The sequence below is a fragment of the Haloparvum alkalitolerans genome (assembly GCF_055381565.1).
The window spans coordinates 566,629-581,269 of sequence record NZ_AP043938.1 but is presented as its reverse complement, the minus strand read 5'-3'; the positions used below and the strand labels follow the sequence as shown (position 1 = coordinate 581,269).

Below are 14,641 nucleotides of genomic sequence, written 5' to 3'. Positions count from 1 at the left end.
CCCTCTCGGAGTTCCTCGACATCCATGATCCCCCTGTTCCACGACTTCGACGGCGAGACCGTGCTGGTGGTCGGCGGCGGGAGCGTCGCGACCCGGAAGGTCCGCCGCTTCGCGTCGGAGGCGTCGGTAATCGTCGTGAGCCCGGCCTTTTCGGACGCGCTGCGGACCATGGCCACTGATCGGGTGGCCGACGGGGACGCCGGGGCCGTCGACCTGATCCGCGAGGCCCCGGACGCCGACGCGGTCGGCGACTGGGTCGAACGGACCGACCCGGCGCTGGTGGTCGCGGCGACGGACGACCCCGCGGTCAACGCGGCGGCGGAGGCGGCCGCGCGGGCGGCTGGCGCGCTGGTCAACCGGACGGACGAGGCTGGTGGGCGCGACGCGGGGAGCGTCGTGGTCCCCGCGACGGTCGCGGACGACCCGGTGACGGTCGCCGTCTCGACGGGCGGGACCAGTCCGGCGCTCGCCAAGCACCTCCGCGAGCGCATCGAGGCGGAACTCGAGGGTGCCGGCGCGATGGCGGCGCTGACCGGCGAGATCCGGGCGGAGCTGAAGGCGGCGGGGGTCGACCCCGAGACGCGACGGGACGCGGTCCGCGCCGTCGTGCGGTCGGGGCCGGTTTGGAAGGCTTTACAAGCGGGCGACGCAAACGCTCGGGAAGAAGCCAACAGGGTGGTCCAGGAGACGTGCAACGCATGATCGACACCGGCGTAATCACGGGCGTCAGCGTCGCTCACACCCGGGCGTCGGTCGACGAGATCGACGCCGCGGGCGGCGACTCGGTCCGCGCGACCGTCTCCGACCTTCTCGCCCGTGAGGGCGTCTCGGAGGCGTACGCCGTGTCCACGTGCAACCGCTCGGAGGCATACGTCGTCACCGACAGGGCCGCCGACGGCACCGCGGCGCTCTCGACGTTCGCCCCGGAGGTGCGCGAGGGCGCCGTCAGACACCTCGACCACGAGGAGAGCCTCCGCCACCTGATGCGGGTCGCGGCCGGACTGGAGTCGCTCGTGCTCGGCGAGGACCAGATCCTCGGCCAGGTGCGGACCGCCTACGAGGAGTCGCGATCCGCGGGCGGCATCGGCCCGATGCTGGAGGAGAGCGTCACGAAGGCCATCCACGTCGGCGAGCGCGCCCGCACGGAGACCGCGATCAACGAGGGCGTCGTCTCGCTCGGCTCCGCGGCCGTCGAACTCGCCGCGCGCGAACTGGATCTGGCCGGCGCGACCGCGGTTGTCGTCGGCGCCGGCGAGATGGGGACGCTCGCGGCCCGCGCTCTGGCGGACACTCCGACCGCGGAGGTCGTCGTCGCCAATCGGACCGTCCCGCACGCCGAACACGTCGCCGGCGAGATCGAGATGGACGCGCGCGCGCTCCCGCTCTCGGAACTGGTCGAGGTGATCCCGACTGCGGATCTCGTGATCAGTGCGACGGGTGCCCCGGAACCGGTCCTCGGCCGCGGCGACCTGACCGACGCGGGCGAGGTCGTCTGCATCGACATCGCTCAGCCGCGCGACGTGGAGACCGCGGCGGACGACCTCGACGGCGTCACGCTGTACGACATCGACGCGCTGGAGTCGGTCACGCGCCGGACCCGCGAACAGCGCGAGGCGGAGGCCCGCGCGGTCGAGGCGATGATCGACGACGAGCTCGACCGCCTGCTCGACTCGTTCAAGCGCAAGCGCGCCGACGAGGTCATCTCCGCGATGTACGCGGGCGCGGAGCGCACCAAGGCCCGCGAGGTCGACACGGCGCTCACCAAACTGGAGACGCAGGGCGGGCTCACCGCCGAGCAGCGCGAGACCGTCGAGGCGCTCGCGGACGCGCTCGTCGGCCAACTGCTCGCGGCGCCCACGAAATCCCTCCGCGACGCCGCCGGCGAGGACGACTGGACCACCATCCAGACCGCGCTCCGCCTGTTCGACCCGGAGTTCGACGCGCCGCCCGAAACCCCCGGCGAGGAGAGCGACGCCGAACATCCCCCCGAGGGGCTGGTCGAAGAACTGGACGACTGAACGGCAGACGCAGCGAGCCGTGGGTCCCGGAGATTTCGGTGACCGGACCGGGTCGAGCCGCTAGCACTTCGAGTCTCTCCCCGCACAGTACCGCAACGACTGCACGGCCACGAGTTCCAGGACTCGGAGCCAACCACCCTCTTCTGATTGGGCGGTACCGTCGCTTCCCGGACGGTGAACCCCCGTGATCTCGCTCGGGGGCCCGTTCAGTTCCCGGCCGCGTTCTCGGCGCGGCGCATGACCTCGCGGATCGGGAGGTCCGTCTCGCGGGCGACCGCGGCCGCGTCGTCGTACTCCGCGCTCCGGTCGTACACCTCGCCGTCGGCCGTCGAGGCGACCTTCACCGCCACCTCGTGGGTCTCGCCATCGACGACTACCTCCGCCGTCTCGAACGCGCGCTCGGCGATCCAGCGGTGACCGGCCGCGGACTCTCGGACCCCCAAGGTCCCCGTCTCGCGCGCGAGGCGCTCCGCGACCGCCGCGGCGTCGCCCGGCTCGCAGACGACCTTCACGAGGTGACCCGGCCGGGACTTCTTCATCGTCGTCGGCAGGACCGTCACGTCGAGCGCGCCCGCGTCCGAGAGCGTCTCCTGAAGCCCGCCGAGCACCTCCGGCGGCGCGTCGTCGAGGTTCGTCTCCAGCACCGCCACGTCGTCGCGGACGAGTCCGGCGTCGCGCCGTCCGCGCTCGGCGGCGTCGTGACCGTGCGCGTTCCCGTGGTCGCGAGTGGCGTCGTGGCCGTGGGTGTCCCCGCGGCCGTGCGTGCCGCCGTGGTCGGTGTCCCCGTGGTCGCGGCCGTGGTCGCCGGGGGCGTGCGGGTCCGCCGCGTCGTCGCCCCCGTCGGGGACCGCCTCACCGACGACGGCGCGGAGGACGTTGGGGTGCTCCGGGAACGACTTCCGCCCGGCGCCGTAGCCCGCCGCCTCGACGGTCATCGCCGGGAGTTCCGCGACCGGCTCCGCGAGCGCGCCCAGGATGGCCGCGCCGGTCGGCGTCAAAAGCTCCGACTCGACCGGCCCGCCGCGCAGCGCGAGCCCGGAGCGCTCGGCGACCTCCACGACCGCGGGCGCGGGAACCGGGTAGACGCCGTGGCTCATCTCCACCTCGCCGCCGCCGGCGGCGACCGGCCCGGTGACGACGCGGTCCGGGTCGAGGTCGTCGAGCAGCAGGCACGCGCCGACCACGTCCGCGAGCGCGTCGTCCGCCCCGACCTCGTGGAAGTGCGTCTCCGCGAGGTCCGTGCCGTGGACCGCGGCCTCGGCCTCGGCGAGCAGTTCGAAGACCGCGAGCGCGTCCTCCGCGACCCCGGTCGGGAGGTCCATCGCCTCGACCGCCTCGACCACCTCGGGGTAGGTGCGGTGGACCCCCGAACCCTCCGCGTGCTGGTGGGTATGGTCGTCCTCGCCGTGGCCGTGTCGATGATCCGCTTCGCCGTGGTCGTGATGGTCGTGCGAGTGCCCGCCGTCGGTCTCGGCGAGGAGCACGTCGACCGTCGTCGCTCGGATGCTGTTCCTCGTCGTCTCTCCCACCTCGTAGCGCACGGGGAGCGCGTCCTCGACGGGGTCGAGCACCGCGGGGTCGGCACCGGCCGCGATCAGCGCCGCGCAGATCATGTCGCCGGCCGCGCCGGTGCGGCCGTCGAACGCGAGCGTCCTCATGCTCGAGCGTCGGCGCGGCCGGGTAAAGAGCCTCCCGCTCGGGAGCGGAGCCGTTCCGCGGTCGGCTTCGCTGAGCGCGGGGGCGGGGTATGGGAGAAAAACCCACGGCAGCGACGGGGTTTTGTACCCGCGGACAGTACCGTGCTACATGGTCACACGGACGTGGTCGTGCGGCGGCCGGGAATCGCCAGTCGAGCACCCGGTGTCCGGGGGGACAACAGACTTATCCCCGGACCGCGCGGACCTACGCAGTATCCCCGCGAGCCAATCATGAACGAAGTGCAACTCGAAGTGGCGAAGGCGTACCCGAACGACTCGGGTCGCGGTATCGCCCGCCTCGACCCCGACACGCTGCTCCACCTGAAGCTGTCGCCGGGCGACATCATCGAGATCGAGGGCGGCGAGACCACCGCCGCGAAGGTGTGGCGCGCCGACCGGCAGGACTGGAACACCGACACGGTCCGCGTCGACGGCTTCACCCGCCAGAACGCGGACGTGGGCATCGGCGAGCGCGTCACCATCCGGAAGGCGGAGGCCGAGACGGCCGACAAGCTCGTCCTCGCGCCGCCGGAGGAGGCGTCCGTCCAGTTCGGCTCCGACGCGGCCGGCATGGTCAAACGCCAGATCCTCAAGCGGCCGGTCGTCGAGCGCGACATCGTGCCGGTGATGTCCTCGACGAACCACCCGTTCATGCGCTCGCCCGGACAGGCGATCCCGCTGATCGCCGTCGAGACGGAGCCTGACGGCGTCTGCATGATCACGGAGGACACCGAGGTCGAGCTCCGCGAGGAGCCGATCTCCGGCTTCGAGAAGACCGGCGGCGGCATCACCTACGAGGACATCGGCGGGCTGCAAAACGAGATCCAGCGCGTCCGCGAGATGGTCGAGCTGCCGATGAAGCACCCGCAGATCTTCAAGAAGCTCGGCATCGAGCCGCCGCAGGGCGTCCTGCTCCACGGCCCGCCGGGCACCGGGAAGACGCTGCTGGCGAAGGCAGTCGCCAACGAGACCTCCGCCTCGTTCTTCTCGATCGCCGGCCCCGAGATCATCTCGAAGTACTACGGCGAGTCCGAACAGCAGCTCCGGGAGATCTTCGAGGACGCGAAAGACGAGTCGCCGTCGATCATCTTCATCGACGAGCTCGACTCCATCGCGCCCAAACGCGAGGACGTGACCGGCGAGGTCGAGCGCCGCGTCGTCGCACAGCTGCTGACGATGATGGACGGGCTGGAGACGCGCGGACAGGTCATCGTCATCGCGGCGACGAACCGCGTCGACTCCGTCGACCCCGCGCTCCGCCGCCCCGGCCGGTTCGACCGCGAGATCGAGATCGGCGTCCCCGACGAGGTCGGCCGCAAGGAGATCCTCCAGATCCACACCCGCGGCATGCCCCTGTCGGACGACGTCTCGCTCGACCGCCTCGCGGACGACACCCACGGCTTCGTCGGCGCGGACGTCGAGAGCCTGACGAAGGAGGCCGCGATGAAGGCGCTGCGGCGGTACCTCCCCGAGATCGACCTCGACGAGGAGGACATCCCGCCGAGCCTCATCGACCGCATGATCGTCAAGCGGGAGGACTTCGACGGCGCCCTCAACGAGGTCGAGCCCTCCGCGATGCGCGAGGTGCTCGTCGAACTCCCGAAGATCTCGTGGGACGACGTGGGCGGCCTGACCGAGGCGAAACAGGAGGTCCAGGAGTCCGTCGAGTGGCCGCTCACCTCGCCCGAGAAGTTCGACCGCATGGGCGTCGACGCCCCGAAAGGCGTCCTGCTGTACGGCCCGCCCGGGACCGGTAAGACGCTGATGGCGAAGGCGGTCGCCAACGAGACGAACGCCAACTTCATCTCCGTCAGGGGGCCACAGCTCCTCTCGAAGTGGGTCGGCGAGTCCGAGAAGGCGATCAGACAGACCTTCCGCAAGGCGCGGCAGGTCTCGCCGACGATCATCTTCTTCGACGAGCTGGACAGCCTCGCGCCCTCCCGCGGACAGGAGATGGGCAACAACGTCTCCGAGCGCGTCGTCAACCAGCTCCTCACCGAGCTCGACGGGTTGGAGGAGATGGGCGACGTGATGGTGATCGGCGCCACCAACCGCCCGGACATGATCGACCCCGCCCTCCTCCGCTCCGGCCGGTTCGACCGCCTCGTCATGATCGGCCAGCCCGACGAGGAGGGCCGCGAGCGCATCCTGGAGATCCACACCCAGGACACGCCGCTCGCCCCCGACGTGAGCCTCCGCGAGGTCGCGGAGATCACCGACGGCTACGTCGGCTCCGACCTCGAGGGCATCGCCCGCGAGGCCGCCATCGAGGCGCTCCGCGACGACGACGAGGCCGAGGAGGTCGAGATGAAGCACTTCCGGCGCGCCATGGAGTCGGTGCGCCCCACCATCAACGAGGACATCCTCCGCTACTACGAGAACGTGGAGGAGCAGTTCAAGGGCGGCAGCCAGGACGCCCTCCGGGACACCGGCAGCGGCCGGATCGGGTTCCAATAGGACGTTTTTGCGACGGGGAACCGCCACGGCGTCGAAGACGCCGCGGCTCACCCCCGTCGCAAAAACCTCCACTAAAAAGTGGCCGCGGTCGGCGCTCCGGGCGCTTCGCGCCCTCGCGCCGCCGCGGTACTACAGCGTCGACGGAAACCGCACCCCGACCTTTTTCTGCGTCGGGTTCGCGCGCCGCGGGCGGCGCGCTCACCCGTCCTTGAAAAATGTCGATCAAAAAGGGCCCGCGGTCGGCGCTCCGGGCGCTGCGCGCCCTCGCGCCGCCGCGGTACTACAGCGTCGACGGAAACCGCACCACAACCGCGACCGCAACCGCGACCGTAACCGCGACCGTAACCGCGACCGCAACCGCGGGACCGCAACCGCGGAACCGCAACCGCGGAACCGCAACCGCGACAGAAACAGCACCGCCGCCCGCGGTGCCGCGGTCAGTCCGTCAGCCCGTAGCCGCGCTCGAAGAGCCACACGTCGAGGAGCACGGCCGCCACCGTCATCCCGGCCAGCACCGCCAGCGAGAGCCGGGGGTCGACCTCCGCGAACCCGAGGAAACCGTAGCGCACGCCGTTGACCATGTACACCATCGGGTTCGCCAGCGACACCTGTCGCAGCGCCGGCGGCAGGTCACCCAGCGAGTAGAACACCGCGCCGAAGAACACCAGCGGGCGCAGGATGAACTGGTTCATCACGGTGAGGTCGTCGAAGTCCTCTGCCAGCAGCCCGCCGACGACACCGAGGCTCGCGAAGAGCAGCGTGATCACGAGCATGAACGCGATCAGATAGAGGGGATGTTCGACCGGCACCGGCCGGTAAAGCGCCGAGACGATCCCCCACCCGACGCCGGCGATCAGGCCGCCGACGAGCAGCCCGCGCAGCGCCGAGGAGAGGACGTACGCCCACACCATGCCGGCGTACGACAGCGGCGAGGTGAGCACCTCGTGGATGTACTCGTTCCAGCGGCCGTGGAAGATCGAGAAGGAAGCGTTCTCGAAGGCGTTCGAGACGGCGCCGAGCACCACCAGCCCGGGGAGGATGAACAGGATGTACGGCACGTCCGCGACCGTGCCGACGCGCTCGCCGAGCACCACGCCGAAGACCGAGAAGTAGAGCACGTTGGTGATGAACGGCGGCGCGAACGTGTTGCGCGGCCGGCGGACGAACCGCAGCACCTCCCGCTTCGCGAGCGTCAGGAAGCCGGTGAGGTCGACGCGGTTCATCGCTCCGCCTCCGCGGAGGGCGTCTCGGCGACGCCGCTCTCGCTCACGTCGCCACCGCCACCACCGCCCCCGCTCGCGTCGGCCGCGACCGGCGCCGCGCTCCCGGAGGGCGCGCCGTCCGTGCTCTCGCCGTCGCCGACCGCCTCGCCCTGTCTGGTCATGTCGACGAACACCTCCTCCAGCGAGGTCCGGCGGATCTCCAGGTCGACGATCTCGAACCCCTCGCGGTCGAGCGCGCGCACGAGGTCGGGCGCGACGAGCCCGCCCTGGCGTGCGACCGCGACCAGCCGGTCGCCGTCGACCTCGACGCGCTCGATCCGGTCGTCGCCCGCGACCGCATCGGGAACCGCGACGGCCGGGTCCCGGAGCGTGACCACGATGCGGTCGTTGCCGCGGTCCATCAGCTCCTCGGGCGAGGCGACGGTGACGACCTCGCCGGAATCGAGGATCGCCACCTCGTCGCAGAGCCGCTCGGCCTCCTCGATGTAGTGGGTCGTCAACAGGACGGTCGTGCCGTCGTCGTTGAGCTCGGTGACGAGCTCCCAGAGGTCCCTGCGGAGCTGGACGTCGACGCCCGCGGTCGGCTCGTCGAGGATGAGCAGGTCGGGGTCGGTCACGAGCGCCCGCGCGAGCATGAACCGGCGCTTCATCCCGCCGGAGAGCCAGTCGAACCGCGTGTCCCGCTTGTCCCAGATGCCGACGCGCTTGAGCGCGCGCTCGGCCCGCTCGGCGGCCACGTCCTCCGGAACGCCGTGGTAGCCGGCCTTGTGTTCTAACACCTCGTGGATGGGGAAGAAGCGGTCGACGTTGAACTCCTGTGGCGCCAGCCCGATGCGGTCGCGCGCCTCCCGGTAGTCGTCCTCGACGTGGTTGCCGAAGACGTACGCGTCCCCGCCGGAGGCGCGCACCAGCCCGACGAGCACGTTGATGAACGTCGTCTTGCCGGCGCCGTTGGGACCGAGCAGGCCGAAGAAGGACCCTTCCGGCACCGTCAGCGACACCCCCTTCAGCGCCTCGACGTCCCCGTACCGCTTGCGGAGGCCGTCGATCTCCAGCGCGTTGGTCATGAATGACGGTGAGCCGCGGCCGCGGTTAAGCGGCGCGAAAGCGCCGGCCGCGGCGTCGGCGGACGAGCGACCCACGACCCCTCCGGAGCAGCAAGCGATCACTCCTGATCACTGATGGACGCGAATCACCGTGTGAACGCCTGACTGCCCCGGGATACATTTATTATACCTCCCCTACACGTCACGAGTGAGTCACGATGACCACCCCGAACACAATCTGGACGACGCCGCTCCCGAAGAGCGGAGTCGCCGGGTATCGCGGGATGGTCGTCGCGTCCGTCGACGCCGTCTCCGCGTAACCCCCGCCGGACGCGGGACGGCGACGGTTTCTTCGCTCTCTCGACCCCCACATCGGAGAGTACGCCGTTTTCGTCCCCGTTCGGCCACCAGGACCGGTCGCACCGGCGCGACTCGCGAGGGTTCGACCCCCTTCCGGTCCCGTATGGCCGCCGCAACCCACCAGGCCGACCGCACCGAGCGGATCGCCGTGCGGCTGGAGGTGCCCCGCGACGCCGCGGGCGACCTCCACGCCGGCGTCCGAACCAAGCTCGACCGCGCCGCCGACGCCGACGTGATCGACGTCGACGTCACCGGCCTCCAGCCGCGGCTCAACGACCTCACCGTCGAGGCGAACGTGCGCGTCCGCCTCGCGAACGGCGCCGCGACCGCGGACCTGGCCGACCTCGTGGGGGTGCACGATGTCACCCGCCGCTGAGTGGCCGCTCGAACGAGCGAGCCGCCGACCAGCCCGTCGACCGACCCACGGCACCGACCCGCCGACTGAGCCGCCGACTGAGCCGCCGACCGACCCACCCCCGACGCGAGGGCATCGCGTCACACGACTCCGACGATGGTACGACCCCGACACGCCGACGCACGCACCGACGCACGAACCGACGCACGCACCGACACAGCACGCGAGACGACCGCCGCGACGCTCGCCGCCGGCGGCGCCGCACCGCCCGACGCCGCGGCCGTGCCCCGCCTCGGCGTCCTGATCGCCTTGGCCGCGCTGCCCGTGGTCGTCGCGCTGGCCGCGAGCTACCCCGTCGCCGCGCTGGTCGCGCTGGCTGCGGTCGCGGGCGCCGGCACGCAGCGCGCCTACGACGCGCGCCGCGAGACCGACCGCGACCGGACGACGCGGACGCCCGCGACCGGGACGGCCGCCGGCGAGTGACGAGCGCCGTCAGAAAAGCAATTACGCGGTCGCCCGCTTGAGGAGGTATGAACGTACTCGAGGTCGCCGCCGACGCCGCCGCGACCGGGCCCGTGTGTGACGCCTGTCTCGGTCGGCTCGTCGCCGACCGCAGTTTCGGCCTCTCGAACGCGGAGCGGGGGCGCTCGCTCCGGGTCGCGAACGCGCTCGCGGACGACGCCGACTTCGACCCCGTCGAGACCGCCGACTGCTGGGTCTGCGAGGGCCACTGCGCCGCGTTCGACGAGTGGGCCGAGCGCGCCGTCGAGGCCGTCGGCGACGTCGACTTCTCGACCTACAACGTGGGCACCAGAACGCCGCCGCTGATCGAGGAGAACGAGGCGCTGCTCCGCGAGGAGTGCGGCCTCGAGGCCGACGCCGGCGAGCCGTTCAAGTCCGAGTTCAACCGCGAGGTGGGCAAGCGCGTCGGCCGCCTGACCGACGCGGAGGTCTCCTTCGACCGCCCGCACGTCCAGTTCACGCTGAACCTCGAGGACGGGACCGCCGACGCGAAGGTGAACTCCACGTTCGTCTACGGCCGCTACCGCAAGCTGGAGCGCGACATCCCGCAGACGGAGTGGCCCTGCCGGGAGTGCGACGGCTCGGGGCGACAGGGGAGACAGCCCTGCGACCACTGTGACGGGACGGGCTACCTCTACCCCCACAGCGTCGAGGAGCTGACCGCGCCGGTCGTCGAAGACGTGCTCGGCGGCACCCAGGCGACGTTCCACGGCGCCGGCCGCGAGGACGTGGACGCGCTGATGCTCGGCACCGGCCGCCCGTTCGTGATCGAGGTCGAGGAGCCGCAGCGGCGCCGGGCAGACGTGGAGCGCCTGCAGGCGGACATCAACGCCTTCGCCGAGGGGAAGATCGAGGTCGAGGGGTTACGGCTCGCCACCTACGAGATGGTCGAGCGCGTCAAGCGCCACGACGCCTCGAAGCGCTACCGCGCCCGCGTGGAGTTCGGCGCGGACGTGAGCGAGGCCGACCTCGCGGCCGCGGTCGACGCGCTGGAGGGCGCGACCATCGAACAGTACACGCCGAACCGCGTCGACCACCGGCGCGCAAACCTCACCCGCGAGCGCGACGTCTACGAGATGACGGCCGAGTTGGAGGCCCCCCGCGAGGCGACCGTCGAGGTCCACGGCGCGGGCGGGCTCTACATCAAGGAGCTGATCTCGGGCGACGAGGGGCGCACGGAGCCGAGCCTCGCGGGCGAACTCGGCGTCGAGGCGGTCGTGACGGCGCTGGACGTGCTGGCCGTCGAGGGCGAGGACGAGCCGTTCGAGGACGCGGAGTTCTTCCGGGACTGACCGCGACGGCCGACGGAAAACGCCTATGACCGTTCGCCGCGTTCTTCGACCGTGATCTGTATCGGCGTCGACGAGGCCGGCAAGGGACCGGTGCTGGGACCGATGGTGGCGGCGGCCGTCCGGGTCGACCCCGAGACGCTGCCCGACGACGTGGACGACTCCAAGCGCGTCGCCCCCGCCCGCCGCGAGGAGTTGGCCGCCGCCCTCCGCGACCGCGAGGCCGTCGGAGTCGGGATCGGCGTCGTCGAGCCCGCCGAGATCGACGCGCCCGACACCGACATGAACGGCCTGACGGTCGCCGCGCAGGCGCGGGCGCTCGCCGACCTGTTCTCGGCGGCGGACGACGACGGGCCGGGGGCCGAGGCGACCGAGGACGACCCCCCGGAGGTCGTCGTCGACGCCGGCGACGTGCTCGCGGACCGGTTCGGGCGCCGCGTCCGTGAGGCGGTCGCCGACCGCGGCGGGCCGGACGTCGACGTGACCGCGGAACACGGCGCGGACGAGTCCCACCCGGTCGTGAGCGCCGCCAGCGTCGTCGCGAAGGTGGAGCGGGACGCGCGGATGGCCGCGGTCGCCGAGCGCCACGAGGCCGACCCCGGAAGCGGCTACCCGGGCGACGCGACCACCGTCGAGTTTCTGGAGGCCTACGTCGACGAACACGGCGACGTGCCCGACTGTGCACGCCGGTCGTGGCGCACCTGCGAGCGGTTGCTCGACGCGGCCGCCCAGTCCGGACTGGACGAGTTCTGAGACTACCCGTCGCTCCCCTCTGGAACGGCTTGCCCGAGCCACGAGAGGCCGAGCGCCAGCGCGCCAAGTTGGAGGACCACGAGCGTCGCGGCCGCGCCGGGCCACACGATCGCGGCGGTGCCGAGGATCAGGATCGCCCCGAGCGTGGCGACCGCGCGCGTGAGCAGGTAGACGAGGTCGCGGCGGACGCCGGGGTCGAGGCCGTCCGGTGGCCGGGTCGACGGCGCGTCGCTCGAAGCGGGGTCCGTGGCGGGCATCGCTTGGTCGTCGAGCGCGGGCAGAAAAAAGCTCCCGACGACGGGCCGCCTTACCGTTCCGTCAGCAGCGTCCGCAGGATGTCGCCGTAGGCCGGGCGCGTGATGAGCACGCCGATGAGCACGCCGAGGATGGTGAAGATGGCGAACCCGGAGAGGTCGCCCAGTCCGAGCACCATCAGCGGCGACATGGCGATGATCGTTGTGGCGGCCGCGGCGCCGATCACCCAGAAGGCGCGGCGGAACCGCGAGTCGAACACCGTCCGGGAGTTCACGTCGCCCTCGCTCATCACCTCGTCGGCGATGATGATCAGGTCGTCGACGCCGGTCCCGACCACCGCGATGAACCCGGCGACGACCGCCAGGTCGATCGGGTAGTTCACCAGCGCCGCGAAGCCGAGCAGCGCGTACACCTCCGCGAGCGCGGTGAGGATCATCGGCAGCGCGACCTCCTTCTCGCGGTAGCGGAGGAACACCATGCCCGCGACCGCGAACACCGAGATGATCCCGGTGATCAGCGAGTAGAGCCGGAAGCTCTCCCCCTGCGTCGGGGAGATGCTGGAGACGGACCCCTCGCCGCCGATGTTGAGCTCCGCGGGCAGCGCGCCGGCCCGGAGGTTGATCGAGACCTCCTGTGCGCGCTCGAAGGAGCCCTCCTCGTTGCCGGTCGTCAGCCGGAAGTTCGGGTCGTTCGCCCACGTCCCGGCGCGCATGCTGTCGGCGAGGCCGTCGTCCATCCCGAAGGTGCTGACCACCTCGTCGTCGACGACGAGCAGCAGGCAGGGGTCTTCGGTCTCGGTGTAGTCGTCGGTGTTACAGCGCCACCGCGTCCCCTGCCCGCGGCCGGCCGCGGCGTCGGCCTCCTGAACGGCCGCCTGGTACTGCTCCGCGGGCGACTGTTGTCCCTCCGGCGCGTCGCCCACGATGGTGACGGGGACGTACGCGACGTCGCTCCGCTGGTCGCGGGTCGCGGTACCGATCTCGTCGAAGTCGTCGCGCACGAGCGCGTTCCGGATGCGCGTGGCGTTGCCCTCAGCGTCCGGGTCCGGGTAGTAGATGTCGAGTCGGACCGTCCCGCGGTCCTCCAGCAGTTCGATCACGTCCTCGCGCCCCTCGCCGGGCACCTCGATCTGCATGTAGTGGCGCCCGCTGGGGTCGGTGACCTGCTGAACCTGTCCGCCGGAGAGGCCCGCCTCGTTGATCTTCGACTGGATCACGTCCTGTGCCGCGTTGCGGGTCTCCTCGGTGACGCCGACGCGGACCTCGGTGTCCTCGGCCCAGTAGCCGGCCGCCTCGACCGCGGTCCGGAACTGCTCCTCGGTCACGTTCGCGTCGGTCACCTCGATGGTGCCGTACCCCTCGCGCTGGGTGCTCCGCGTCACCGAGATGTCGGTGCTGTCGGTCCCCGACAGCCCGTCCGCGACGGCCCGACCCACGTCCGGCGGGTCGTCGCCGTCGAAGTTCACGTCGGTCGCGGTGTATCCCTCCAACGGCGCGCGGATCCGCGTCCCGCCCGCCAGGTCGAGTCCGAACTGGAGGTTGGTGATCCCCTGTCTGGCGTCGGCGGGGTTCTCGTCGGCCGCGACGCCAGTCTCCGGCGCGAACTGGGGCGCGAACAGCACGACCGTCGAGGCGAGGACGACCACGACCAACAGCGCGACTCGCCAGTGCTTCTTGACCGGTTCGAGCATCTATCGGCTCACCCCCTCGAACTTGTACCAGCGCAGCAGGCTCACGTTCATCAGGTAGGTGTTCATCAGGTCGGCGCTCAGCCCCACTGCGAGAATGATGCCGATGTCGCGGAGCAGCGTGATGCCGAACAGCCACGCGACGACCGTCATCACGAGCATCGCGGCGATGGAGGTGAGCGTCATCGTCACGCCGGTCCGCATCGCGCGGCTCACCGACTCGTAGAAGCCGCCGGTGCGACGCAACACGGAGTTGTTCAACAGGATGTCCGAGTCCACGGAGTACCCGATGATCATCAGGAGGGCGGCGACCGTCCCGAGCGTCATCTCGATGCCGAGCAGGTTCATCATCGCGACCGGGATCAGCAGGTCGGAGAACGCCGAGGCGACGATGGCGAGCGAGGGGACGAACGAGCGGAACATCGCGAAGACGAGCACGCTCATGCCGAGGAACGCGACGCCGACGCCGGCCAGCGCCTGCGTGGCGACGCCGGCCCCGAAGCTCGCGGAGACGAAGCTCTCGCTCTCCACGCTGAAGCCGGACGCCTCGGCCTCCTCGGAGAGCGCGCTCAGCCGTTCCTGTCGCTGCTCGGGGTCGTCCGGGAGGTCGGCGTCGCGGAACGTCACCACGTAGGCGCCGTCCCCGGAGATGTACTGGATCGACGACGGCTCGGTGGAGAAGGCGTCGTCGAGCCGCGCGTCCGCCGCGTCGGTGCCCGCGTCGTCGGCGGTCACGCGGAGTTCGGCGCCGCCCGTGAACTCGACGCCGAGGTTCGCCGGCGCGCCGGTCACGACGTACCAGCCGCCGATCACCGCCAGCGAGACCACCAGCACGGCGAGCGGGATCGCGACCAGCTGCCGGTTCGTGTACCGGGTGTAGTCGACCTCCGGTACGTCGATCTGGACCATGCCCCGGGGTCGTCCTGCCGGCCGAATAAGCCTTCTTATCTTCCGAACGTGGCGGTGCGAGCGGTACGCC

13 protein-coding genes are annotated in these 14,641 nt (G+C 71.2%); 7 read left to right on the top strand and 6 right to left on the bottom strand.

The features are described from left to right. The first annotated feature begins 24 nt into the window (after positions 1-24). Complete coding sequence (locus ACZ432_RS05295) at positions 25-702, top strand: precorrin-2 dehydrogenase/sirohydrochlorin ferrochelatase family protein (protein WP_426962870.1); 678 nt, start codon at positions 25-27, stop codon at positions 700-702. Then, positions 699-2,018 (top strand): glutamyl-tRNA reductase, encoded by a 1,320-nt coding sequence (gene hemA, locus ACZ432_RS05290; protein ID WP_426962871.1) that lies wholly within the window; start codon positions 699-701, stop codon positions 2,016-2,018. Before ACZ432_RS05295 ends, hemA begins: the two co-directional genes overlap by 4 nt. 206 nt (positions 2,019-2,224) lie before the next feature. Here hemA and larC read toward each other — a convergent pair whose 3' ends face one another. Beyond that, entirely contained in the window at positions 2,225-3,676 is a 1,452-nt protein-coding gene (gene larC, locus ACZ432_RS05285; protein ID WP_426962872.1) for a nickel pincer cofactor biosynthesis protein LarC, read from the bottom strand. Positions 3,677-3,946: 270 nt separating this feature from the next. Here larC and ACZ432_RS05280 point away from each other — a divergent pair, with 270 nt between their 5' ends. Next, positions 3,947-6,172 carry a CDC48 family AAA ATPase gene (locus ACZ432_RS05280; protein WP_426962873.1) on the top strand — a complete coding sequence of 742 codons (2,226 nt, stop codon included), beginning with the start codon at positions 3,947-3,949 and terminating at the stop codon, positions 6,170-6,172. A 437-nt stretch (positions 6,173-6,609) separates the two neighbouring features. Here ACZ432_RS05280 and ACZ432_RS05275 read toward each other — a convergent pair whose 3' ends face one another. Both ACZ432_RS05275 and ACZ432_RS05270 read right to left on the bottom strand, forming a co-directional pair. Next, positions 6,610-7,395, bottom strand: coding sequence for an ABC transporter permease (locus ACZ432_RS05275; protein WP_058366308.1), 786 nt, complete (start codon positions 7,393-7,395; stop codon positions 6,610-6,612). After that, the gene (locus tag ACZ432_RS05270; protein WP_426962874.1) at positions 7,392-8,462 is read right to left on the bottom strand and encodes an ABC transporter ATP-binding protein; all 1,071 of its coding nucleotides are present in this window, start codon (positions 8,460-8,462) and stop codon (positions 7,392-7,394) included. The genes ACZ432_RS05275 and ACZ432_RS05270 overlap by 4 nt, the downstream gene beginning before the upstream one ends. Before the next feature lie 442 nt (positions 8,463-8,904). Here ACZ432_RS05270 and ACZ432_RS05265 point away from each other — a divergent pair, with 442 nt between their 5' ends. The 4 genes from ACZ432_RS05265 (at position 8,905) to rnhB (ending at position 11,720) form a co-directional block, all read left to right on the top strand. Further along, the gene (locus ACZ432_RS05265) at positions 8,905-9,177 is read left to right on the top strand and encodes a hypothetical protein (RefSeq protein WP_058366310.1); all 273 of its coding nucleotides are present in this window, start codon (positions 8,905-8,907) and stop codon (positions 9,175-9,177) included. 135 nt (positions 9,178-9,312) lie between these two features. Further along, on the top strand, positions 9,313-9,639 hold the full coding sequence (locus tag ACZ432_RS05260; protein ID WP_426962875.1) for a hypothetical protein: 327 nt from the start codon (positions 9,313-9,315) through the stop codon (positions 9,637-9,639). Positions 9,640-9,686: 47 nt separating this feature from the next. Further along, positions 9,687-10,970, top strand: a complete 1,284-nt coding sequence (locus ACZ432_RS05255; RefSeq protein ID WP_426962876.1) for a tRNA pseudouridine(54/55) synthase Pus10 — start codon at positions 9,687-9,689, stop codon at positions 10,968-10,970. Between the two features lie 54 nt (positions 10,971-11,024). Then, a complete protein-coding gene (rnhB, locus tag ACZ432_RS05250; protein ID WP_426963104.1) occupies positions 11,025-11,720 on the top strand; it encodes a ribonuclease HII in 696 nt (231 codons plus the stop codon). Positions 11,721-11,722: 2 nt separating this feature from the next. Here rnhB and ACZ432_RS05245 read toward each other — a convergent pair whose 3' ends face one another. From ACZ432_RS05245 to secF, 3 genes are read right to left on the bottom strand one after another with little or no spacing between them, the layout of a single operon-like run. After that, on the bottom strand, positions 11,723-11,977 hold the full coding sequence (locus ACZ432_RS05245) for a hypothetical protein (protein ID WP_426962877.1): 255 nt from the start codon (positions 11,975-11,977) through the stop codon (positions 11,723-11,725). Positions 11,978-12,027: 50 nt separating this feature from the next. Beyond that, positions 12,028-13,665 (bottom strand): preprotein translocase subunit SecD, encoded by a 1,638-nt coding sequence (locus ACZ432_RS05240; RefSeq protein ID WP_426962878.1) that lies wholly within the window; start codon positions 13,663-13,665, stop codon positions 12,028-12,030. Further along, a complete protein-coding gene (gene secF / locus ACZ432_RS05235) occupies positions 13,666-14,571 on the bottom strand; it encodes a protein translocase subunit SecF (RefSeq protein WP_426962879.1) in 906 nt (301 codons plus the stop codon). Between the last annotated feature and the right edge of the window lie 70 nt (positions 14,572-14,641).